Genomic DNA, 23563 nt, shown 5'->3' with positions numbered 1-23563 from the left:
GCATTCCTATAAGATAATAAGTGGGATTTTTTGCAAAGGGAACCTAGGTTCTAGATAGAAGCGCCTGGGGCGCCTTTTTATATTTTAAAGGGCTAGGAGAGATAAAATGAACTTAGAAAAGATCAAAGAAACCGTAGAATTTCAAGAAATCGTAAGGAACATGGATTTGGGGAGAAAACAGTTGATTTACGGTCTGTCTGGAGGACAAAAGGGTTTTTTACTGTCTAGCCTAGTGAAAGAAACTGGTAAAGACCTAATAATAATAACTAATAGTCAGAGTAACTCTGAGAAAATTTTCCGGGAAATGAATACGTATTTAGGTGAAGACAATGTCTATCATTTTCCTGCTAATCCTTTGATGCCAGGGGAAGTTGACTTTAGGAGCAAGGACATAGAAATTGAAAGAATATCCACCCTACATGCAAAATCTACTGGAAAAGCCAGAGTAGTAGTAGCTCAGATAACCAGTTGTCTTGAAATTTTACCCCATTGGGAGGCAATCAACAAAGCAAAGATTATTCTAAAAGTGGACGAGGACCTCTCCTTTCCTATATTAGAGAAAAAACTAATACAGCTGGGATATGTTAGATGTGGAATAGTAGAAAAACAAGGAGATTTCAGTATAAGGGGTTCAGTAATTGATATTTTTCCATCTATAGGCAAAAAGCCAATACGACTAGAGTTTTTTGGTGACACATTAGAATCCATACGTTATTTTGATGTTAGAACTCAAAGGTCATCCATGGAGAACATAAAGGAATTTGACCTTTTTACAAACACCTTAAATGTTTTAGAAAACCATAAGAAAGAAGCTTTATTACTAAAACTTAATAACTTTTTAAACCAAGCAAAGGACTCTAAAATTAAGCAAAAGCTAAGGCAAGATATAGAAAAAATAGAAAATGATATTATATTTGATGAGTTAACTCAGTATAATCATGAAATTTACAATGGTGGACAAAGCTTAATTGACATATTTAGTGATCATATAATAGTAATGGATGAAACGCCTTTTATTAAAAAAGATTTAGAGACCTGGTTAAAAGATTACAGTGAGAGATTAAAACAATTAATAGAAAAGGGTGAAGTCTTCCCTAAAATCCCACTATATTATCAGCCAGAAGAAATAGTGACAAAAGTTAACAAATCAAACGCCATGCACTTTTGCTTGCTTTTAAGAACCTTAGGAAATTTTAAAGTTGATAATACAGTATCTTTACCCTTTAGGCAAGCTCCCGTATTTGCTGGTAATGTGGAGTTATTTTTCGAAGAAATAAAAAGATTGGTTAAAGAGAGATTTCACATTGCCATCTACTATACAAAAAAAGAAGTAATGCAAGGACTTAAAAACTTGTTTGTAGAGAAAAAACTAGAAATAGAGTCCAAAGATGGTCCACTAATTGAATTTAAGGAAGGGTTTCTTGAAGAAGGATTTATATTTGACAGAGCTAAGATAGCCTGCTTTGTTGAAAGACAGATTTATAAGGGCACAAAAGGCAGAAAAGGTAAATCATTAAATCAAGGAGTAAGTATTACAGATATTTCTCACTTAGACATAGGTGATTATATAGTTCACATCAATCATGGTATTGGTGTTTTTAAGGGGATTAACACCTTAGAAGTTGCCGGAGGGAAAAAGGACTACATATACGTTCAGTATGCTGGTAACGACAAATTATATATACCAACTGATCAGGTAGAAGTACTACAAAAATTTGTTGGAGGGGAAGGCAAGGAACCAAAGATATACAGCCTTAGTGGCAATGACTGGGCAAAAACAACAAAAAAAGCTAGACAATCTATCCGGGAGATGGCCCAAAGTCTAGTATACTTGTATGCAAAGAGGCAAAGTAGCCAAGGATATCAGTTTGACCATGACACAACATGGCAGAACCAGTTTGAAGATAACTTTCCATATACGGAAACAGTAGATCAGTTAAAGGCTATAAAAGAAGTTAAAATAGATATGGAGCAACCAAAACCCATGGATCGACTGATATGTGGGGATGTTGGGTATGGGAAGACAGAAGTAGCTATGAGGGCTGCCATGAAATGTGTACTAGATGGAAAACAAGTAGCTGTTTTAGTTCCCACCACAATATTAGCTCAGCAACACTTTAAGAACTTTAAAGAGAGGTTTCAAGACTTTCCAGTAAATATTGAAGTTTTTAGCCGGTTTAGGTCTAAGAAAGAGACAGATGAAGGGCTAGTTAATCTAATGACAGGAGTTGTCGATATAGCCATAGGAACACATAAACTTCTACAAAAGAATGTAAAATTTAAGGATTTAGGCTTAATAATAGTAGATGAAGAACAACGCTTTGGTGTTGCACATAAAGAGAGATTAAAGGAACTTAAGATGAATGTAGATGTATTAACCATGACGGCAACTCCAATACCTAGGACGTTACACATGTCAATGCTTGGTATAAGGGATTTAAGTGTTATCGAAACTCCCCCCGAGGACAGGTTCCCAGTACAAACCTATGTGTTGGAATACAATGAAGATGTAATAGCAACAGCTATCAAAAGAGAAATTGAAAGGGGTGGACAGGTCTATTTTGTATACAATAGAGTACAATCCATAGATGCCATGGCTGCAAAAATACAAAAGATGGTTCCTGATTGTAAAATAGCAATTGGGCACGGCCAGATGGCAGAAACTCAGCTAGAAAAAACAATGCTAGGCTTTTTAGACGGTGAGTATGATGTGTTACTAAGTACAACAATAATAGAAACAGGGCTAGATATACCCAATGTAAATACATTGATAATTTATGATGCAGACAAATTTGGTCTTTCGCAATTATATCAACTAAGGGGTAGAGTTGGCAGGAGTAACAGAGTAGCATATTCATACTTGACATATCATAAAGACAAAGTGCTGACAGAAGTGGCCCAAAAAAGACTACAAGCCATTAAAGAATTTACAGATCTAGGTTCAGGATTCAAAATAGCAATGAGAGACTTAGAGATACGTGGTGCAGGAAATATATTAGGACTAGAACAACACGGATTTATAGCTAGTATAGGCTTTGATCTTTACTGTCAGTTGCTAGAAGAAGCTATAGCAGAGCTTAAGGGTAAAAAACCTAAACAGAGACCTTTAGAGCTAAATATAGAGTTTCCTATTGATGCATATATACCTGAAAAACTTATGAATAGGTCGTTAAAGATGTCATTTTATAGAAGGATTTCTATGGCAAATAACTTGGAGAACATCTCAGAAATCGAAGAAGAAATGTATGATAGATTCGGGAAGTTGCCAGAACAAGTGGCTAATCTTATTGATATGGCAAGACTAAAAATATATGGACAAAAGATTAAGATTAAATCAATCAGTGCTAAGGGGCTAGGATATCTTCAAAAACCCGGCGAGAATAATTATAGTGTCGAAATTAAATTTTATCCTAATACAAGCTTAACAGGTAAAGAACTCCTTGAAATATACGATAAAAACAAGAATTTAGACTTTGCCATGAAAAATGAATCACTTGTGATTAAGCTGAAAAAGGTAGAAGTGAATTCCTTGTTGCCAGAGACAGAAAAGTTATTGCATCAATTAATTGCCAAAGCAAATTAACTTGTCAATATTTTTGTTCTCTGTTAAAATTAAGAGATAAAAAAGAAGGGAAGTGGGGAAGTGGCAAAAAGAATAATTGCTATAACAATATTGTCAGTAATGCTTGTTGCCGTTTTATCAGGCTGTTTCCAAAGTAATGATAAAGGTAATGGAATAGTTGCAGTTATTGATGGTCGCGAAATAACACAAGAAGAATTTAACAAATATTTGTATGCAAGTGATTCACTATACAGTAATGACACAGATTTCACAGCTGAACAAATGAACCAGTTTTTGGAGTACTTCATAAACGAAGAACTATTTTATACTGAAGCCTTAAAGCAAGGTATTGAGGTTAACCAAGAACTTATTGATGAACAATTTGATGAGTATAAAAAGACTGTACTAGAACTACATTTTGACAATAATCAATCTACTTTTAACAGTAGAATGAGAAATTTAGGTTTAGATGAAGAGTATCTAAAGGAACAGATAATTGTAAGAAACGTTGTAATTACTGAGTTTATTGAAAAGTTAAGAGAAGAAGTACAACCGGTATCGTCAAGTGATGTTCAGTCTTTTTATGACGAGAACGTAGATGAAATTTTTACACATGATGAGATGAGAACAATTCGCCATATTTTAGTAAAATCTGAGGATGTAGCTAAAGCACTATTAAAACGTCTACAAGCTGGGGAAGATTTCGCTGAATTGGCAGTAGCGTACTCAACAGACGCAGGGACCGCTGCAAATGGTGGTATACTTGACCCTGCTGAAGAAAAGAACTATGTTGAACCCTTCGGAGAGGTGGCATTTAGCCTTGAGATAGGTGAATTAAGTGATGTTGTGCAAACACAGCATGGATTTCATATTTTGGAAGTTTTGGAAATAGAGCCTGCTGGTGTTAGGGAGCTAGATGGTGAGCTAGCAGAGCAAATTTTTGGGTATTTAAATAACCAAAATAAGGAAAATGTAGTGGTAAATTTATTAAATGATCTCCGTGAAAAGGCCAATGTTGAGAAAAAACTAGGCTAATTAGCTAATTTGTTAAGTGGTAAATAATGAATAAAAAAAACCTCGCTGATAAATAATAGCAATAGAGGAATGACCTACACAAATTATTCAGCGAGGAGGTTTTATCAGATGAAAGCAACAGGAATAGTCAGAAGAATTGATGATCTTGGAAGAGTAGTTATACCTAAAGAAATTCGTAGAACATTGAAAATTAGAGAAGGTGACCCTTTAGAAATATTTGTTGATAGAGATGGTGAAGTTATACTTAAAAAATATTCCCCCATTGGGGAGTTGGGGGACTTCGCCAAAGAATATGCTGAGAGTTTACATGATTCACTAGGTCACATTTGTGCCATAGCAGACAGGGATATGATTATAGCAGTCTCAGGTGGTGCTAAGAAAGAGTATTTGAATAAAACTATAGGTAACGCCGTTGAGAGAGCTATGGAAGAAAGAAGAACTGTAAAAGGTGATCAGGATAAAGACTTAGCAATATTACAAGATGAGGATAATAACTATACGGCTAAAGTAGTAGCTCCAATAATTGCAAATGGTGACCCCATTGGAGGAGTTATTGTATGTAGTAAGGAATCTGGGGCTACCTTTAATGATGTGGAAATTAAAATGGCAGAAGCAGCAGCTAGTTTTTTAGCTAAACAGATGGCTCAATGAAAAAAGGTGGTTATAAAACCACCTTTTTTGTGTAGAATAGTTATACATAAAGAAAACTTAATTGAATTGAACTTAATATTAAGGAGAGGGAAGCTTTGAGTAAACAAGACAACTCTTTTATCAAAGGTGCAATTATACTTGCAGCGGCCGGCATATTCGTTAGAATAATGGGTGCTGTATACAGAATTCCTCTGTATTCCATCTTAGGAGATACAGGAATGGGATATTTCCAAATGGCGTACCCTATATACTCGTCACTATTAGCAATCTCCACAGCTGGAATCCCAGTAGCCATATCTAAAATGGTGGCTGAAAGGATGGCTAATAATAATGTAAAAGGGGCATATCAAGTACTGAAAATAGCACTGACACTCATGCTCATAACTGGGCTGACATTCAGTTTAGTTCTTTACTTTGGAGCAGAGTATTGGGCTAACCTAATGGGGCAACCTCCTGCCATGTATTCACTAAGAGCTATTTCCCCAGGGATATTCTTAGTTGTTATCATGGCAGCTTTTAGAGGCTTTTTTCAGGGGAACCAAACTATGTTACCCACAGCAATTTCACAAATACTTGAACAGATAATAAGGGTCGCTACAATATTTTACTTATCTTGGATACTCTTACCTAAAGGGGTAGAATTTGCGGCAGCTGGGGCAACATTTGGTGTAGTTACCGGTTCTTTAGCTGGGGTTTGCGCCCTACTGATATTTTTTATGTTTTATAAGAAGGATAAGCATGACTTTGTATTAAACAGCGAACTAATCCAACAGTCAAACAAAAAAGTACTAAAACAAATGGTCTTATTAGCCCTTCCTATAACCATAGCTAGTCTAGTGCTACCCCTTATTCAGATGGTGGATTTATTGATAGTACCACTAAGGCTAAATGTAGCAGGATTTAGCCAACAAGAAGCTGCAGCCCTTTATGGAAACTTATCAGGAGCAGCTATGCCCCTTGTCAATGTACCAACTTTGTTTACCTTAGCATTAGCTCAGAGCCTAATTCCATCAATCTCCTCGGCTAATGCTTTGAAGAATTACTCTGGTATTAAATCAAAAGCTAACCTTGCTATAAAGCTGACTCTTTTAATAGGTCTACCATCTACAATAGGAATGTTTGTACTGGCTGAACCAATAAGTATTATGCTCTACGATAATATTGCAGTTGCTGCACCCTTGGCAGTAGCATGCTTTGCAGTTGTTTTTTTGACCTTGCACCAGACAACATCCGCCCTTTTACAAGGGTTAGGGAGAACGGTAGTTCCTGTTACCAATCTTTTTATAGGGGTCATTTTTAAGATGGGAATCAACTACTTCTTGACAGCCATACCTGCACTCAACATTAGGGGGCCCGCATTAGGTACGGTCATAAGTTATTTTGTAAGTTCAGGGCTAAATTTATATATAATACTAAAGGTTATAGGAATGCCCTTTAGCATAAAGGAATTTGTTTTTAAACCGCTATTTACTGCAGGTTCCATGGGAGCCGTAGTTTATTTATCATATCCTTTTCTTTTTAACGTTTTAGACGGACTAGGAATGCTCAGAGAACGAATTGTAATATCTTTATCAGTTTTAGCTTCTGTAGGTATTGGCGTGGTAGTATACGGAATATTACTACTTGTATCAGGTACAATTAGTAAAGAGGAATTAACGAATATACCCAAAATAGGGAATAAATTAGTAGGAATGCTGACTAAACTAAAAATATATAGGTAGGTAGTTATGAAAAATAGAATTTATCTTAATCCTAACAAAAAAATTATAGATCTAATGATAAATAGGTTTGGGCCAAAGATGACCGTATATGTAAGAAATAATAAATCAGTTTTTAAGGTTTTGTTAGATAGGGTTCCTTTAATCAGAAATATCCAACTAATATACATACCATCTGAAATAGAACAACTATTAGATATTATGGAGAAACTAAGGTCAGATACTGGTTGTCCATGGGATAAAAAACAAAACCATGAAAGTTTATTGCCTTATCTCTTAGAAGAGGCTAATGAATACTGTGATGCTGTAGTGTCAAAAGATATGAATAAAATAACTGAAGAATTGGGAGACTTATTACTGCAAATAGTCTTTCATTGCCAGATCGCCAAGGAAAACAATGAGTTTAACTTCGATAGGGTCTCGCAAACCATAAAGGATAAATTGATATTTAGACATCCCCATATCTTTCTTAAGGGAGCGGGAAAAGAGAATAATGTAACTAGCTCTCAGGACGTAGAAAAAATCTGGGAACAGCAAAAGAAAAAGGAAAAAGCAAATTCATCCTCCTTAGAAAGCTTACCCCCAATCCAGAGAATAGAAAAAAACTTAGATATACTAAAAAAACAGAATAAGTTACAGGATTTGGACAAAAATATTGGTAAGGGGCTATTGAGTCAAATTTCTAGAAAGAATATTACTCAAGAAGACTATGGGCAATATCTGATGGAATTAATAATTTATGGTAAGCTACAAGGCTTTAATACAACTTTTGAACTACTAAAAAGTATCAAAAAGTGGGAAAATGCCGTAAAAACTTGTAAATTATAGGGAAATTTAAAAAAAAACCGATAATCTTGCAGGAATTAAGGGATATATAGAGAATAAATATATTTGAAATCTATCTAAATCAGGAGGTAATATCCGTGAACAAAACTGAATTAATTCAAAGTGTAGCTGAAAAAAGCGGTTTAACCAAAAAAGACAGTGAGAAAGCTGTTACTGCTATTTTAGAAACTATCATCGAGGCGGTAAGTGCAGATGAGAAAGTTCAACTAATCGGTTTCGGTACTTTCGAAGCTAGAGAAAGAGCAGCAAGAGAAGGTAGAAACCCAAGTACAGGAGAAGTAATTAACATCGCTGCAACAAAGGTACCTGCTTTTAAAGCTGGTAAAGCATTCAAAGATAGCGTTAAGTAATTAAAGAAAATTGGGACCTATCAAAAAGGCCCAATTTTTTTTGTCTTCGTAAGTGACTGCCGTTAAATTAAAAAGAGAGAACAAAGGATAAATGCAATTGAGGAGGTTACAAATGTAACTTCTTATTGCATTTTTTTTATTTTCCTTACAAATACTAAAAATAACATAAAAAGGAGGAGCAGAAAATATGAACAAAAAATTTGCTGTATACATACTATGTGCGTCATTAATATTGCTATCTTTATCAGGGTGTAGAGCGTTTAGAAGACCAGTGCCAGATCCTGTACCAGATCCACCACCTCAAGATTCTCAACCTCAAGATGACACAGAATCAGATGTTGAAGAAGAGACAACAGTTGAAATACCTGAACAAGTTTCTCAAGGTGAAGAGAGCGAACCGCAATTAAGGGTATTCATAGCAGAAACAGGCTCTATTCAGACGCTGATGATGGAAGAGTATATTATGGGGGTAGTAGCTGCTGAGATGGAACCCACATGGGAAAAAGAGGCTCTAGCAGCACAAGCAATCAAGGCTAGGACATTTGCACTGCAGAGAATTGACGAGGACGGCGGTGTGCCAGCAAGGAACGCAGATGCTTCGTCTGATATTCAAGAATTTCAGGCATATAATGCTGAAAGGATTAATGATAACGTAAGAGAGGCTGTTGAGAGTACCAGAGGCCTAGTGGCAGTATATGAAGGTGAATTTGTTAGAGGTTGGTTTCATGCATACTGTGGAGGTATGACTGCAACAGCTGCAGAGGGCTTAAATTTCCAAGGGGAAGAACCACCCTTTATTCATAGGGCAGAGTGCCCATGCTTCGATGGAATAGAAGCAGATTTAAGATACTGGGAGAAGTCATATACTTTAGATAGAATACGCAATGTTACAAGACAAATAGCTGGCAGTGACCCCGGTGCAGTAAATTCCATAGAAGTAGGAGAAGAATCAGAAGGCAGAGCTGTTACTATTATGGTTAATGAAACAGAAGTTAATGCACCAGAGTTTCGATTAGCACTAGGAAGTACAGAGTTTAAGTCTACAATACTTAACGAGATAAATATAAGTGGTAATAATGTCACATTCAGTGGGCAAGGATATGGCCACGGAGTTGGACTTTGCCAGTGGGGCGCTCAAATATTTGCCCGAGATCAAGGACGCAGTGCAGAGGAAATAGTGAAACATTATTTCAAAGATGTAACTATACAAAAGCTTTGGGATTAGGTTGTTATTATATTAACTAAAGTTGGTAAGTTAATTAAAAAAAGCGCATCAGCGCTTTTTTTTGTATTTAAGTAATAAAAATAGAACTATCCACATAATTGATATATATAAAGTAAACACAAGGAGGGGACGTAATGAGTTTAGAAAAACAAAGGGAAAACAAAGAACATAAATTGGTGTTAACTAACCAGAAGAAACTTGAGATAACGGGGATTGAAGAAGTAGATAGTTTTAACCAAGAAGAAATTATATTAGTGACCTTTGATAATGATCTGCTAGCCATAAAGGGAGAAGATTTAAATGTTAAAAATCTTAGTACAGATGTGGGAAAAGTAAGTATAGAGGGGACTGTATATGAAATAATTTATGCGGCTGATAAGGATAGTGGTAAAAAAGGAAAAGGAATAATTGGCAAGCTGTTTCGGTAAGTGATATATGTATACAATTTGGTTACAAGTTAATATATTTATAGGTACCTTGATTTGGGGTCTTATATTAGGGGTAGTTTTTGATGTATACAGATTTATATTTCCCTCTAACAAAGTAAAAGGTATTACTCAGTATATCCTTGACACTCTTTTTTGGATATCTGTCACTGTAGCAACATTTGGTGTACTCATATTTACAGATCATGGTCAGGTGAGGATTTATTTGCTTTTTGCTATGGCAATAGGTTTTGTGCTTTACATGCTGTTATTCAGTAGATTAACTTTAAAAATATTAACTGCCATTAGAAAAGTAATTATCAAGGTATATTCAATTCTAAGAAAAATATTGAGAAAGATTTTTATTATTATAAAAATGATTATGAATATAATCAAAAAGATAGTAATGTTTCTACTTTTCCCCTTTAGGTGGCTAATTTTCATTATATTTAAACCTACTATAGCTCCATTTAAAAAAATAATTAATAAAATAAGCAGGAAATAAAATAAATTTGTAGAAAATAGTTTAAAATACTTTTAAAGGGAGTTTTCGTATTATGGAAAAAATTAGTAAATTTTCTACAACAGGGAGTAAAATAAGAAAGTTAGTTCTTTTTGCTGCTATTACATATGCAATTATATTAATTATTAACCAACAGATAACCTTAGCTAAAATTAACGAAGAAATGAACAGTTACAAGGAACTAATCACAACCATAAATAACGAAAATGAAGAACATACTAGTACAATAGAGAAGCTGCATGATCTTGATTATATAGAGATTATAGCTCGAAAAGAGCTGGGGCTAATAAGGGAACATGAAAAAATTTACATATTTTCTAAATAAGCCCACATTGACATAATTCTGAAGCTTAAGGTATAATTAGCTATACAACATATTAGGGGAGGAATTTTTAAATAATGTCTATAGTAGTAGGAAACATATTAACAGGAACAGTGACGGGTATTACCAACTTTGGTGCTTTTGTACAATTACCTGGAGGAGTAACTGGCCTTGTTCACATTTCTGAAGTAGCTGATAGCTATGTTAAGGATATAAAAGACTATTTAAAAGATCGTGAAGAAGTTAAGGTTAAGGTTTTATCAGTTGAAAAGGATGGTAAAATAGGGCTATCCATTAGACAAGCAAACCCTAAACCTGCGTCAAGCCCAAGCACAAGTTCAAACAGTAGACCTCCATCCCATAGACCAAGAAGACAGGTTCCTGACATTTCCTTTGAGGATAGGTTAGCAAAGTTCTTAAAAGATAGTGATGAAAAACATCAAGATCTCAAAAAACATACAGACTCTAAAAGAGGCGGCAGAGGGGCCAAAGGATATTAAAAGCATCTATCAAGATGCTTTTTTGACTTTAAGGGAAGATTCGGCATACTATATTTTAGATGTGGAAAATTTTGATGTGTTGACTATTTGTCAAAAAACGTTTATATTATTAAAGTACCAGTTAAGCAAAAGAGTAATAAGAAATAAAAATATAAAAAAGTATTGACAAAAGAGTTTTAAAATGTTAATATAATTAAGCGTTGAAGAAACAACGCGGGGTAGAGCAGCCAGGTAGCTCGTCGGGCTCATAACCCGGAGGTCGCAGGTTCAAATCCTGTCCCCGCAACCAATTAAAATAATATGGGCGATTAGCTCAGCTGGGAGAGCACCTGCCTTACAAGCAGGGGGTCGGCGGTTCGATCCCGTCATCGCCCACCATATTAAAAATAAGATAAAATAAAATTTGACAAGAAAGAAATAATATAGTATAATTTTTATTGTTGTCAATGACGCGGGGTAGAGCAGCCAGGTAGCTCGTCGGGCTCATAACCCGGAGGTCGCAGGTTCAAATCCTGTCCCCGCAACCAACCATGGCCCCTTGGTCAAGCGGTTAAGACACCGCCCTTTCACGGCGGTATCAGGGGTTCGATTCCCCTAGGGGTCACCAATATAATATGGGCGATTAGCTCAGCTGGGAGAGCACCTGCCTTACAAGCAGGGGGTCGGCGGTTCGATCCCGTCATCGCCCACCATATTATGAAACCAAACTGTACTCATTAAGAGTACAGTTTTTTTATTTATAAAGCTGGTTAGGAGCCACATTAAAAAAAGCAAATCTAAAATATTATTCAATAATTAGAAAAAAATTGAAAACATTTAGCTAATTATCGACTCCAACTTATAGGAAAATACACAAAATGCTAGGGAAATTGTTGTTATAAATCATAAACATCAATTTTTCCTAGTTTCTTGTCGATAATTTATTTAAACGCCCTCCATGTTATGACATGTTTTTTGAAACAAGTATTGTATAATCAAAATCAAGTAATAACTTTAAGAGGAGCTGATATCATGATAAACAAAGAAACTTATCGCTGGGCTACACCAAAGACCAATAAAGGAATTCTTTCATCCATTAAGGATTTTATAAAATCTTTTGTAAGCCCTAATTATATTTTATTCAATATTTTTGTTTTACTTTTTGCAAATGTTAGTATATTAGAGGGAATTTCTCCGTTTTTACTGCCATTTTTAGCAGTGATTCCAGTGGCAAACATGCCAGGGGCAGTCTTATTAACAACTGTTTATGGAGTCGCTGTACAAAACCCAAACACACTTTTAATTTTATTTTCTGCTTCTGTTATTTGGTGGATTAAAGTTAAATCTCAGGATAAAACCAACTATGTCATGTTGGTACTTCCACTTTTAATAGGTTTTAGTTACTTGCCAAATCTTGTAATGAGTGAGTTCTTATCCTTTGATCTTCTTTTACTAACGTTACAAATTATTATTGGAGTGACTGCGGGTTATATATTTAAACAAGGAGTAGAACTTCTTGAATTATCAAAGGGTGTTAATAAAAATTTAGAGATCAAAATATGCGCTGTTATTATGACGGGGATTGCATTGTCTGGTATAAGCACACTTACTATACTAGGAGTGTCAGTTATAGGGACTTTAAGTAAACTATCATTACTTCTAGTGGCGTTGATTGGTGGAATGAAGTACGCAGCAGCCTTCGGGCTAATTGTAGGTCTTTTGACAAACTTTAGTCATCCACACATAACCTACTTTATTTCTTACTACGGCTTTGTGAGTTTAACTGCCGGCGTGATGAATCAATGGAGAAAATTGGGGGTGCTCCTTGGGTTTATTGCTGGATCCATAGTCATGTATATGTATAGTATTGAATTCTTTGAAGTATCTTCCTTGCTTATGGAAAGTGCGGTGGCGATTATATTATTTACTTCTATCCCTAAATCATTGCAGGTAAAAATTACTCAGATTTTAACAGGTGAGTTGGAAGAAAAACATTTTCAGAAGCAAGTAAAGGATGCAGCCATAAAGAAAATATATCAATTTTCAGGTATATTTAGAGAATTATCTCAAGGATTCTCAGAGGTGGCGGTATCAAAGCTTAATGTTGAACAGCAAAGTGTTAATGAAATTATAGATACCGTTCAAAAGAGAGGCTGTAAGGACTGTAAAAAATATAGTTTATGCTGGCATAACGAATTTTACGGGACATATAAAGATGTTTTCAGTTTAGTTTCCTTGGCTGAGGAAGGGAAACTAAACAAAAGCAATGTGCCAGATCAATTATTTAGAAAATGTATAAACATAACTAATATAATTGACATAACTGAAAGTTCTTACGAGCTTCATAAGGTGAACTATAAATGGCAGCAAAGGCTCATTGAGAGTAAAAGTTTGGTAGCTAACCAGCTAGAAGGCATGGCATCAGTTATGGAGCAACTGGCCATGGATATTAACTTAGACATTGGACCAAGAAAGAATGTGGAAGAGGAGCTCTGGGACCTTTTATATAACGCTGGTATTGAATGCGATGATATAAAGGTTAAAGGTCTAGAAAGGGAAAATCCAGAGGTTCAAATAATAAAAACTGCATGCAATGGTTGTCATGAGTGTGAACAAACTATAACCAGTGTTTTAGAAAAAAGATTCAAAACCCAGATGTGTGTTCTCAAGGGGAACTGTGGGCTGCATTCAAAGGGGGCATGCGAATTCTTACTAATGCCGAAGGAGAAGTACAAAATGTCCATTGCCATAGCGCAAAAAGCACAAGGGGAAGTAAGTGGAGATACATTTAATCAGTTTGCCATAAATAACGGAAAACATGTTGTTGTACTTAGTGATGGCATGGGTAAAGGAGAAAAGGCAAAAGAGGAAAGTGAACGTATAGTAGGCCTTATCAAAAAGTTATTGCAAATAGGGTTTGATACAGAGAAGGCAATTAAATCTGTCAACAGTATACTGTCTTTGAGAAATAAAGAAGAAAGTTTTGCTACCTTGGACATAGCTGTTATTGATTTATATAAAGGCAAAACTGACTTTTATAAAAATGGAGCAGTGTCATCATTCATTAAGTCAGGAAATGAAGTTTTATCAGTGGATAACAGTAACTTGCCAGTGGGTATGGTTGATGACGTGGAATCAAGCATTAGTAGTCATACTCTTCAAAAGGGTGATTTTTTAGTAATGGTATCAGATGGAATTTTAGATAGTAACCCCACGGCCACGGATAAAGAAGGGTGGCTCAAAATGCTACTGGAAAACATAACTCCAAATATTAGCCCTAATAGACTCTCAGAACTAATTCTGCATAAAAGCAGGCAACGGGGCATAGAAACAAACCTTGATGATCTATCTGTTATAGTTATAAAAATGGAAAGCAATAATCAACCGGCGGTTCTAGGAAGGTGGCTAATGCAAAAAGGGGTGTAACTCCCTTTTTGCATTTATTTTTGCATAGGAAAGTATAGATTGCCTAGCCATGTGGATATTTTTGATAGCGACAAAGTCATTTTTGAATGTCGCAGATTAACTACGCAGTGGAAACTCTACGTCGAGATTTAATGGTACTGCTTTAGTTAATCATGCACTGGGGTCAAAGACTTTGTCAGAAAGCTACAATGAAGGTCTTTCAAAACTAACAGATCCGTGTAATTCGTGTAATCTCTTTTCAAAATCCGTGTTAGGCTCTTTTGAACTTACGCGCCGAACGGCGCTTTTGTTCTTATGGGACTGTTTGCCTGTCCCAACAAACTATAAAGTAGGGTTAAAAATGATTCACTGTTTGTGTAAAATAAAAGCATAACTTTGAAAAGAAAGGGAATATTTACTGTTATATTTGAAAATAATCGAAATTAGTATTGAAAAAAAAACATTTATAAACTACTATAAAATAATATAAAGGATTTAGAGGTGTTAAAATGCTTCACCTAGAGAATCATATTAAAGGGTTTATTATTAAGTATAATTTAAAAGGAAAAAAAGTTGTTGTTGCTGTGTCCGGTGGGCCAGACTCTATAGCTCTACTATACATTCTAAAGAATATGGGACTTTGTATTCACGTAGCACATTTAAATCATGACTTACGTGGTGAAGAATCAGAAAAAGATGCACAGTTTGTAAAGTATATAGCAAAATCCCTAGGGCTGCCTTATACAATTGAGAAGAGGCAGGTTTTACAAGGTGGTTCCTTACAAAACCAAGCGAGAAAAACTAGATATAATTTTTTAAGGGACGTATGTGATAAAGAATCAACTAACATAGTGGCGTTGGCACAGCACAAAGATGATCAATTAGAAACTATACTCATGAATTTTTTTCGAGGAGCGGGTTTGACGGGATTATCTGGGATCAAAGAAATGGTGAATCAAAAAGGGCTTATTTTATTAAGACCACTTTTGGATTTTACAAAAAAGGATATTATGCAATTTTTAGATGAAAATAGCATAAAATATCGAGTAGATAGCAGTAATAAAAAAGATAAATACTCTCGCAATAAATTTAGACTTAACATTATACCCTTCTTGGAAAAAGAGCTAGGGGACGGGTTTAAAAGTGCTGTCATCAACAATTCTAAAATACATAAACTTGAAGAAGAGTACTTTACTCAAGAGGCCACAAGGGTTTTATCCTTAGTGGATAAAACAAAAGAGCACCAGGGCTACAAACTTGTTTTGGATACTAGTCTAAGTGAATATCACCCAGCCTTAATTGGGTGGGTACTAAGAATAGCCTTTGTCAAAAACGATTTATACGATCTGCGGGAGCTTAGTTCCTCACACTATCAAGTATTAATAGATAGCATCGTGACCAATAAGGCTACCACACTACAATTGCCTAATGGGATTAAGTTTGCACGATGGGGAAGCAATTTAGGGTTTTTTATCAAAGTGCAAGAAGGAAATAAAACATTAGAGAATAATAAAAATATAGGTGTAGAAATCAACAAGATTACTGTGCATGGAGATGAAAAAATCCTAATTACAAAAGATCTAGTAGGAAATCCTAATCACGTGGTAGACTTGAGCAATGCCCATATGCCTCTGACTATTAGAAAGAGGGAAGATGGCGACATTATAAAATTATCGCCTAATGGAGGCACAAAAAAAGTTAAGGATATATTTATCGACAAGAAAATAGCTAAGCATAACCGTGATGAAATACCATTGCTGGTAGATGCAAAAAATAACATTATAGCTATATTGGGGCATAGGGTTAGTGGCCCTTACTATATAAAAGAAGGTAAGGGGCACAAATATTATATTTACATAAATAGAAACGGAGGAAATTAAATGAAGCAGTTTGTGGAAGAAATTTTAATAACAGAAGATGAGATAGCTAAAAAAGTGAAGGAACTAGGTGAAAGAATATCCTTAGACTATAAAGGTAAAGACCTTTTGCTCATTTGTGTTTTAAAAGGAGCTATTATGTTCATGTCAGATCTATCGAAGGAAATTACTATACCTATGGATATGGATTTTATGGCCGTATCTAGCTATGGAGCTTCTACACAGTCATCTGGAGTAGTTAAGATAATAAAAGATTTAGATACATCCATAGAAAATCGTCATATAATTATAGTTGAGGATATCATTGACTCAGGTCTCACTTTAAGTTACCTAATTCAAAACTTAGAAAGCAGAAAACCAGCTTCTTTAGCAATTTGTACTTTGCTAGACAAACCAGCCCGTAGAGTATCAAGGGTAAAACCTGACTATACTGGTTTCGTAATAGAAGACCATTTCGTAGTAGGCTATGGTTTGGATTATGATGAAAAATTTAGAAATGTTCCTTATGTATTTATTCCTAAAGCTGAAATTATTAAGTAAATTGTAAAGATTTACAGAATGTGTTAAAATAATAACAGATAATGAGAGGAGGAAACGGATGAAAAACTATCGCAGATTAAGCATATATATATTACTACTATTAGTAGCATTTACTTTATTTAGAGGGGGCCTTGACCTAAGTTTCCCCGAAAGGAATGAGCTGACCTATACAGAGTTTTTATCAAAGCTCGAAGCAGGTCAAATTAAAAACATTGAGAAAGAAGAAACAGTCCTTCGAGGAGAACTTATAGATGGTGAAAACTTCACTGTGAATGTAACGGAAGATCTTTTCAGTTCAGATATAGCCCCAATAGCTCAGGAAAGAAACATTCCAATAGATATAAGACCTGCTCCAAGACCTAACTTCTTTGTATCCATACTAACTTACATTCTTCCCTTTGTCTTACTGCTTGTTGTATTTTTCTTCTTTATGCAACAATCCCAAGGTGGGGGAAGTAGAGTTATGAACTTTGGAAAAAGTAAAGCTAAGCTACATGACGGGAACCAAAAGAAGGTTACATTTAATGATGTAGCAGGTGTTGATGAAGCAAAAGAAGAATTAGAAGAAGTTGTAGACTTTTTAAAAGCACCAAAAAAATTCATCGATCTAGGAGCTAGGATTCCAAAGGGAATTTTGTTATTTGGGCCTCCAGGAACAGGTAAAACCTTGTTAGCAAGGGCTGTGGCCGGAGAGGCAGGAGTTCCTTTCTTCAGTATAAGTGGTTCAGATTTCGTAGAGATGTTTGTTGGTGTGGGAGCTTCTAGGGTTAGAGATTTATTTGAAAACGCTAAGAAAAATTCTCCATGTATTATATTTATTGATGAGATAGATGCAGTAGGTAGACAAAGGGGAGCAGGGCTTGGTGGTGGTCACGATGAGAGGGAACAGACTTTAAACCAGCTCCTGGTAGAAATGGATGGATTTGGAGCAAATGAAGGAATTATAATTATGGCTGCTACAAATAGACCAGATATATTAGATAATGCCCTTCTAAGGCCAGGACGCTTTGACAGGCAAGTTACAGTGGATTCACCTGATGTTAAGGGGAGGGAAGAAATCCTAGAAGTTCATAGCAAAGGAAAACCTTTGGCAGAAAACGTTAACTTGGAAGTGTTAGCAAAGAGAACACCTGGATTTACTGGTGCAGACTTAGAGAATTTAATAAATGAAGCGGCTCTTTTAGCAGCAAGAAGAAATTTAAAAATTGTAGGCATGGACGATTTGGAAAATGCCATTGATAGAGTAATGGCAGGTCCTGAGAAGAAGAAGAAAGTCCGTAGCCATGCTGAAAACAAGCTAGTAGCTTATCATGAAGCAGGTCATGCCCTAGTTGGTCACTTTTTAGAGCATGCCGATCCTATCCATAAAGTAACAATTGTCCCTCGCGGCAGAGCCGGTGGTTATACATTGGCACTACCCATTGAGGATAGATATTTTATGTCTAAAAGTGAGATACTTGACAAACTTGCAATGTTCCTTGGTGGGAGAGTTGCAGAACAGCTAATGTTAAATGAAATTAGTACTGGAGCTCAAAATGACATAGAAAGAGTGACTCAACTTACCCATAAAATGATTATGGAATTTGGTATGAGTGAAAGACTTGGACCATTGACATTTGGACAAAAGCAAGATCAGGTTTTCCTAGGGAGAGATATAAGTAGAGATAGAAACTACAGTGAAGAGATCGCAAAAGCAATCGACGAAGAAACAAAGGATATTGTAGAAAATTGCTATAAACGTGCAGAAGATGTATTGACAACACATAGGGATAAACTTGAGCTTGTGGCTAAGACTCTTTTAGAAAAAGAAACAATAAACGCCGAAGAATTTTTAGCTTTAGTTGAAGGAAGAGAACTAGAAAATGCTGAGCAAGAACAAACAGAGGATCCAAACATAGAAAAGTAAAAAATATAAAGATAAACTCTTAAAGAAAGGGGGCTAGGTATTTCATTAAAATGAAGTATCGGGCCCTCTTTGCTTTACCCTTGACCACACTAAAGGAGGAAAGAATTCAATGGATAAAGTCTTATTAGATGGACAATCACTTACTATTGATCAAATTAAAAAAGTTATTTACGAAAATATACCGGTGGAATTATCTGCAAATGGAATAGAACAAGTTAAAAGAAGTAGGGAATATGTAAACGATATTATCAGTAAAGAGGAAATAATATATGGCATAACAACTGGATTTGGGAAATTTAGTGATGTATTCATAGATAGTTCAAAGACCTCTCAGTTACAATTAAACCTAATAATAAGCCATGCATGTGGAGTAGGTGAGAAATTCAGTGATGATATTGTAAAAACCATGATGTTACTACGTGCTAACTCCTTGGCCACTGGATACTCTGGAATAACCATGGAGACATTAACACTACTTATAGACATGATTAATAAAAATGTCATCCCAGTGGTTCCTAGTCAAGGGTCACTGGGAGCTAGTGGTGATTTGGTGCCATTAGCTCATATGGCACTGGTTATGTTAGGTAGAGGAAGGGCAGCCTTTAATGGTGCAATCTTAACGGGGGAACAGGCTTTGAATGATGCTGGGTTAAAGCCCGTTGAGTTAAAAGCTAAGGAGGGCTTAGCGTTAATTAACGGCACCCAGGCCATGACCTCTTGTGGTGTAATAGGCGTAGATAAAAGTAATGAAATAAAAAAGCTCGCTGATTTAATAGCTTCTGTTACCTGTGAGGCCCTCGGAGGTATTATAGATGCATATGACCACAGAATTGCTCTGATTAGGCCACATAAAGGCCAAAAAGACAGTGCAGAAAACTTAAGGACAATCTTAGAAGGAAGTAAACTTGTGACAAGACAAGGGGAAGTTAGAGTTCAAGATGCTTACACTTTAAGATGTGTACCCCAGGTACATGGTGGTTCTAGAGAAGCTTTAGACTACGTTGGGAAAATAATTAATACAGAAATTAACTCAGTAACAGATAACCCTCTAATTTTTACAGAGACAGGTGAAGTTATTTCAGGAGGGAATTTCCATGGGCAGCCTGTTGCAATAGCTATGGATGTACTAGCAATCGCAGTATCTGAATTTGCAAACATATCAGAAAGAAGAATTGAAAGATTAGTTAACCCGCAATTAAGTGGTCTACCACCATTTTTAGTGGAGGAAGGTGGGTTAAATTCAGGGTTTATGATACCTCAGTATGTGGCTGCAAGCCTTGTATCTGAGAACAAAGGTCTTTGTTCTCCGGCATCCGTTGATTCAATCCCAAGTTCAGCTAACCAAGAAGACCATGTTAGTATGGGTACCATAGCAGCAAGAAAAGCTTTAAAGGTTATTGATAACACAATTAACGTTTTTGCTATAGAACTTTTATGTGCCATTCAAGCTTTAGATTTTAAAGAACCAGAAATGATGTCACCTGTAACAAAGGAAGTTTATAAATTAGTTAGGGGAGAAGTAGCAAAACTAACAAAAGATAGAGAGCTTCATATAGACATAAACAAGTGTGCAGAGATAATTAAATCTGGCAATATTTTAAAAAACATAGAAGGCCTTGTGAAATTAAACTAGACGGACAAATCTATTTCTAATTTTAGACGTTCTAAAAGACCAAAGTATCAAAATTTAGTCTTTGAAAGGAGAGATTCATAATGATATCAAACTATGATATAGCAAAGGGTATGATTATTAAATTAGACAATGAACTACCTAAGATGCCTGAGTTTGTAGAGGGAATACGGAGGGCTCCAGATAGAGGGTTTAGTTTATCCCCTGGCCAAACAGAAATAGCATTGAAAAATGCCCTAAGATACGTGCCAGAAGAGCTTCATGAGGAACTAGCTCCAGAATTTTTGGATGAACTATTGACAATGGGTAGGATATACGGGTACCGTTTTAGACCGGAAGGTAATATAAAAGCTAAATCAATAGACCATTATAGAGGTAACTGTATTGAAGGTAAAGCATTTCAAGTTATGATGGATAATAATCTTGACTTTGATGTTGCCCTATACCCATACGAATTAGTAACCTACGGGGAAACAGGTAAAGTATGTCAAAACTGGATGCAATATAGACTAATTAAAAAATATCTTGAAGCATTGACAGAGCATCAGACGCTGGTGATAATGTCTGGTCATCCTTTAGGTTTATTTGACTCAAAGCCTGACAGCCCCCGAGTAATAATTAGCAATGCCCTTATGGTAGGTATGTTTGATAATCCTAAGGACTGGGATATTGCAGAACAAATGGGGGTAGCCAACTACGGGCAAATGACTGCCGGTGGATGGATGTACATAGGACCTCAGGGTATAGTACATGGCACATTTAACACTCTGTTAAATGCAGGAAGACTGAAACTAGGCTTAGGAGAGCATGAGGATCTAAGGGGAAAACTCTTTGTATCGTCTGGTCTAGGTGGAATGAGTGGTGCCCAGCCTAAGGCAGTTGAAATCGCAAATGGTGTAGGGATAATAGCAGAGGTAGACTACTCTAGAATAGAAACTAGGTATAAACAAGGATGGGTTAGTCTTATTTCCTCTGATTTAGATGAGGTATATAGAACGGCGATAAAATACATGGAGAATAGGGAACCCATATCAATTGGGTATCACGGCAATATTATAGATTTACTAGCTTACGCTGACGAAAACAACATAAAAATTGACTTGCTATCAGATCAAACGTCCTGCCATGCTGTATACGAAGGAGGGTATTGTCCCCAAGGCATAACCTTTGAAGAAAGAACACAAATGCTCAAAAATGACAGAGAAACATTTAAAATACAGGTTGATAAATCACTAGAAAGACATTTTAAACTTATAAAGAGCCTAGTAAGCAAAGGTACTTATTTCTTTGACTATGGAAATGCTTTTATGAAAGCAGTATATGATGCAGGAGTAAAGGAAATATCTAAAAACGGTATAGATGAAAAGGATGGCTTCATTTTTCCTTCTTATGTAGAAGATATTATGGGACCAGAATTATTTGATTATGGATATGGACCCTTTAGATGGGTATGTTTAAGTGGGAAGCACGAAGATTTAGTAAAAACCGATAAGGCGGCAATGGATTGCATTGATCCAAATAGAAGGGGCCAAGATAGGGACAATTATGTTTGGATTCGAGATGCCGAGAAAAACCAACTGGTTGTGGGAACCGAGGCAAGAATACTATATCAGGATGCTTCTGGAAGAACAAAAATCGCACTTAAATTTAATGAAATGGTTAGAAATGGAGAAGTTGGGCCTATTATGCTTGGAAGAGATCATCATGATGTTAGTGGCACCGACTCACCTTTTAGGGAAACTGCAAATATTAAGGATGGAAGCAATATAATGGCAGAGATGGCAACCCACTGCTTTGCAGGAAACGCTGCTAGGGGTATGAGTTTAATCGCTCTACATAACGGTGGTGGAGTTGGAATAGGAAAATCAATTAATGGTGGTTTTGGAATGGTTTTAGATGGAAGTGAACGGGTAGATACTATACTAAAGTCAGCCATGCCTTGGGATGTAATGGGTGGTGTGGCGAGAAGGGCATGGGCTAGGAATGAGAATTCCATTACAACAAGTGTGGAATTTAATCAGGATCCAAAAAATAATAGTCATATTACACTACCCTTCATACCAAAGGAAGACCTAGTAAAAAGTCTTGTGAAAAAGGCCATGGCAAATAGAAAGTAATCAAAATAAACTTAAAGTATGCTTATTTTATATAATAAAAGGAGGTAATTAGATGTCTATTGTACAATGTGTGCCAAACTTTAGTGAAGGAATGAACCAAGAGGTCGTGGAAAAAATAGTTGAGGCTATTAGGTCCGTAGAGGGTATCAAAGTCCTTGACTACTCTTCAGACAAAGATCATAACAGGACTGTGGTAACCCTTGTGGGAAGCAAAGAAAAAATTGTTGAAGGTGTGTTTCAAGGTGCTAAAAAAGCAGCAGAGTTAATTGATATGACCACCCATAAAGGTGAGCATCCAAGAATGGGGGCAACAGATGTAATTCCATTTATACCCATAAAAGATGTAACCATGGAGGAATGTATTGATTTGGCAAGAACGTTAGGTCAAAGAATAGGAGAAGAACTAAAAATCCCTGTGTATCTATATGAAAAAGCTGCATCGGCAACTCACAGAACGAACTTAGCAAAAGTTCGCAAAGGTGAATATGAAGGGTTACAAGAAAAGATGCAAGAAGACAAGTGGAAACCGGACTATGGTCCTTCAGCGTTTAACCCTAAGTCAGGGGCAACTGCAGTTGGAGCCAGAATGCCTTTAGTGGCTTTCAATGTTAATTTAGATACAAATAACATTGACATAGCAAATAAAATAGCTAAAAATGTGAGGCATGCAGGCGGCGGGCTACACAGTGTCAAGGCAATGGGCGTTGAATTAAAGGAAAGAGGCATAGTTCAAATATCAATGAATATGGTAGATTACAAAAAAACACCACTTTATCGTGCCAAGGAGCTCATAAAGGTAGAGGCACAACGTTACGGAGTTTCAGTTATAGGTTCCGAAGTTATAGGTTTAGTACCCATGGACGCTCTTATTGAAACTGTGGATTATTATTTAGGCCTTGAAGAATTTAAGAAGGACCAAATTCTAGAGAATAGGCTATTTCAAGGTTAAGTA

18 protein-coding genes and 5 tRNA genes are annotated in these 23563 nt (G+C 36.0%); all 23 read left to right on the top strand.

The features are described 5' to 3' along the window. The first annotated feature begins 106 nt into the window (after positions 1-106). The gene (mfd, locus tag HYG86_RS08830) at positions 107-3583 is read left to right on the top strand and encodes a transcription-repair coupling factor (RefSeq protein ID WP_213168932.1); all 3477 of its coding nucleotides are present in this window, start codon (positions 107-109) and stop codon (positions 3581-3583) included. A gap of 36 nt (positions 3584-3619) precedes the next feature. Beyond that, positions 3620-4597, top strand: coding sequence for a peptidylprolyl isomerase (locus HYG86_RS08825; RefSeq protein ID WP_343064238.1), 978 nt, complete (start codon positions 3620-3622; stop codon positions 4595-4597). A gap of 108 nt (positions 4598-4705) precedes the next feature. Beyond that, positions 4706-5248: a stage V sporulation protein T gene (gene spoVT, locus HYG86_RS08820; RefSeq protein WP_213168928.1), complete on the top strand. Its 543-nt coding sequence runs from the start codon at positions 4706-4708 to the stop codon at positions 5246-5248. 95 nt (positions 5249-5343) lie between these two features. Beyond that, positions 5344-6969 carry a putative polysaccharide biosynthesis protein gene (locus HYG86_RS08815; RefSeq protein WP_213168927.1) on the top strand — a complete coding sequence of 542 codons (1626 nt, stop codon included), beginning with the start codon at positions 5344-5346 and terminating at the stop codon, positions 6967-6969. Between the two features lie 6 nt (positions 6970-6975). Next, positions 6976-7794, top strand: a complete 819-nt coding sequence (locus HYG86_RS08810) for a MazG nucleotide pyrophosphohydrolase domain-containing protein (protein ID WP_213168925.1) — start codon at positions 6976-6978, stop codon at positions 7792-7794. Between the two features lie 95 nt (positions 7795-7889). Then, entirely contained in the window at positions 7890-8162 is a 273-nt protein-coding gene (locus HYG86_RS08805) for an HU family DNA-binding protein (protein WP_213168923.1), read from the top strand. A 187-nt stretch (positions 8163-8349) separates the two neighbouring features. Continuing rightward, positions 8350-9387 carry a SpoIID/LytB domain-containing protein gene (locus tag HYG86_RS08800; protein WP_213168921.1) on the top strand — a complete coding sequence of 346 codons (1038 nt, stop codon included), beginning with the start codon at positions 8350-8352 and terminating at the stop codon, positions 9385-9387. A 134-nt stretch (positions 9388-9521) separates the two neighbouring features. Continuing rightward, positions 9522-9815 (top strand): sporulation protein YabP, encoded by a 294-nt coding sequence (gene yabP / locus HYG86_RS08795; RefSeq protein ID WP_213168919.1) that lies wholly within the window; start codon positions 9522-9524, stop codon positions 9813-9815. 7 nt (positions 9816-9822) lie between these two features. Beyond that, positions 9823-10317 (top strand): spore cortex biosynthesis protein YabQ, encoded by a 495-nt coding sequence (gene yabQ / locus HYG86_RS08790; protein ID WP_213168917.1) that lies wholly within the window; start codon positions 9823-9825, stop codon positions 10315-10317. 52 nt (positions 10318-10369) lie between these two features. Beyond that, the gene (locus HYG86_RS08785; protein WP_213168914.1) at positions 10370-10660 is read left to right on the top strand and encodes an FtsB family cell division protein; all 291 of its coding nucleotides are present in this window, start codon (positions 10370-10372) and stop codon (positions 10658-10660) included. A gap of 74 nt (positions 10661-10734) precedes the next feature. Next, on the top strand, positions 10735-11157 hold the full coding sequence (locus HYG86_RS08780) for a S1 domain-containing RNA-binding protein (protein ID WP_213168912.1): 423 nt from the start codon (positions 10735-10737) through the stop codon (positions 11155-11157). Positions 11158-11369: 212 nt separating this feature from the next. Continuing rightward, positions 11370-11446 (top strand) — tRNA-Met (locus HYG86_RS08775). A 13-nt stretch (positions 11447-11459) separates the two neighbouring features. Further along, positions 11460-11535 (top strand) — tRNA-Val (locus HYG86_RS08770). Positions 11536-11607: 72 nt separating this feature from the next. After that, positions 11608-11684, top strand: a tRNA-Met gene (locus HYG86_RS08765). Positions 11685-11689: 5 nt separating this feature from the next. After that, a tRNA-Glu gene (locus tag HYG86_RS08760) sits at positions 11690-11764 on the top strand. A 9-nt stretch (positions 11765-11773) separates the two neighbouring features. After that, positions 11774-11849, top strand: a tRNA-Val gene (locus HYG86_RS08755). A gap of 319 nt (positions 11850-12168) precedes the next feature. After that, positions 12169-14562 carry a stage II sporulation protein E gene (gene spoIIE / locus HYG86_RS08750; RefSeq protein WP_213168910.1) on the top strand — a complete coding sequence of 798 codons (2394 nt, stop codon included), beginning with the start codon at positions 12169-12171 and terminating at the stop codon, positions 14560-14562. Between the two features lie 488 nt (positions 14563-15050). Continuing rightward, positions 15051-16421, top strand: coding sequence for a tRNA lysidine(34) synthetase TilS (gene tilS / locus HYG86_RS08745; RefSeq protein ID WP_213168908.1), 1371 nt, complete (start codon positions 15051-15053; stop codon positions 16419-16421). Beyond that, positions 16422-16958 (top strand): hypoxanthine phosphoribosyltransferase, encoded by a 537-nt coding sequence (gene hpt / locus HYG86_RS08740; protein ID WP_213168906.1) that lies wholly within the window; start codon positions 16422-16424, stop codon positions 16956-16958. A 58-nt stretch (positions 16959-17016) separates the two neighbouring features. Beyond that, entirely contained in the window at positions 17017-18864 is a 1848-nt protein-coding gene (gene ftsH / locus HYG86_RS08735; RefSeq protein WP_213168904.1) for an ATP-dependent zinc metalloprotease FtsH, read from the top strand. A 109-nt stretch (positions 18865-18973) separates the two neighbouring features. Further along, positions 18974-20497 (top strand): histidine ammonia-lyase, encoded by a 1524-nt coding sequence (gene hutH, locus HYG86_RS08730; protein WP_213168902.1) that lies wholly within the window; start codon positions 18974-18976, stop codon positions 20495-20497. 80 nt (positions 20498-20577) lie between these two features. Then, positions 20578-22611 carry a urocanate hydratase gene (locus HYG86_RS08725; protein ID WP_213168900.1) on the top strand — a complete coding sequence of 678 codons (2034 nt, stop codon included), beginning with the start codon at positions 20578-20580 and terminating at the stop codon, positions 22609-22611. A 52-nt stretch (positions 22612-22663) separates the two neighbouring features. Beyond that, positions 22664-23560 carry a glutamate formimidoyltransferase gene (gene ftcD, locus HYG86_RS08720; RefSeq protein ID WP_213168898.1) on the top strand — a complete coding sequence of 299 codons (897 nt, stop codon included), beginning with the start codon at positions 22664-22666 and terminating at the stop codon, positions 23558-23560. Positions 23561-23563: the final 3 nt, after the last annotated feature.

The organism is Alkalicella caledoniensis, from assembly GCF_014467015.1.
GTDB lineage: Bacteria > Bacillota > Proteinivoracia > Proteinivoracales > Proteinivoracaceae > Alkalicella > Alkalicella caledoniensis.
The sequence above is the reverse complement of the archived record's forward strand: the minus strand, read 5'-3'. Positions and strand labels throughout refer to the sequence as shown.

Coding starts and splice junctions, on each gene's coding strand:
- mfd (WP_213168932.1), top strand. CDS start 107: ATGAACTTAGAAAAGATCAAAGAAACCGTAGAATTTCAAGAAATCGTA.
- spoVT (WP_213168928.1), top strand. CDS start 4,706: ATGAAAGCAACAGGAATAGTCAGAAGAATTGATGATCTTGGAAGAGTA.
- HYG86_RS08810 (WP_213168925.1), top strand. CDS start 6,976: ATGAAAAATAGAATTTATCTTAATCCTAACAAAAAAATTATAGATCTA.
- HYG86_RS08800 (WP_213168921.1), top strand. CDS start 8,350: ATGAACAAAAAATTTGCTGTATACATACTATGTGCGTCATTAATATTG.
- yabP (WP_213168919.1), top strand. CDS start 9,522: ATGAGTTTAGAAAAACAAAGGGAAAACAAAGAACATAAATTGGTGTTA.
- yabQ (WP_213168917.1), top strand. CDS start 9,823: ATGTATACAATTTGGTTACAAGTTAATATATTTATAGGTACCTTGATT.
- HYG86_RS08785 (WP_213168914.1), top strand. CDS start 10,370: ATGGAAAAAATTAGTAAATTTTCTACAACAGGGAGTAAAATAAGAAAG.
- HYG86_RS08780 (WP_213168912.1), top strand. CDS start 10,735: ATGTCTATAGTAGTAGGAAACATATTAACAGGAACAGTGACGGGTATT.
- spoIIE (WP_213168910.1), top strand. CDS start 12,169: ATGATAAACAAAGAAACTTATCGCTGGGCTACACCAAAGACCAATAAA.
- tilS (WP_213168908.1), top strand. CDS start 15,051: ATGCTTCACCTAGAGAATCATATTAAAGGGTTTATTATTAAGTATAAT.
- hpt (WP_213168906.1), top strand. CDS start 16,422: ATGAAGCAGTTTGTGGAAGAAATTTTAATAACAGAAGATGAGATAGCT.
- ftsH (WP_213168904.1), top strand. CDS start 17,017: ATGAAAAACTATCGCAGATTAAGCATATATATATTACTACTATTAGTA.
- hutH (WP_213168902.1), top strand. CDS start 18,974: ATGGATAAAGTCTTATTAGATGGACAATCACTTACTATTGATCAAATT.
- HYG86_RS08725 (WP_213168900.1), top strand. CDS start 20,578: ATGATATCAAACTATGATATAGCAAAGGGTATGATTATTAAATTAGAC.
- ftcD (WP_213168898.1), top strand. CDS start 22,664: ATGTCTATTGTACAATGTGTGCCAAACTTTAGTGAAGGAATGAACCAA.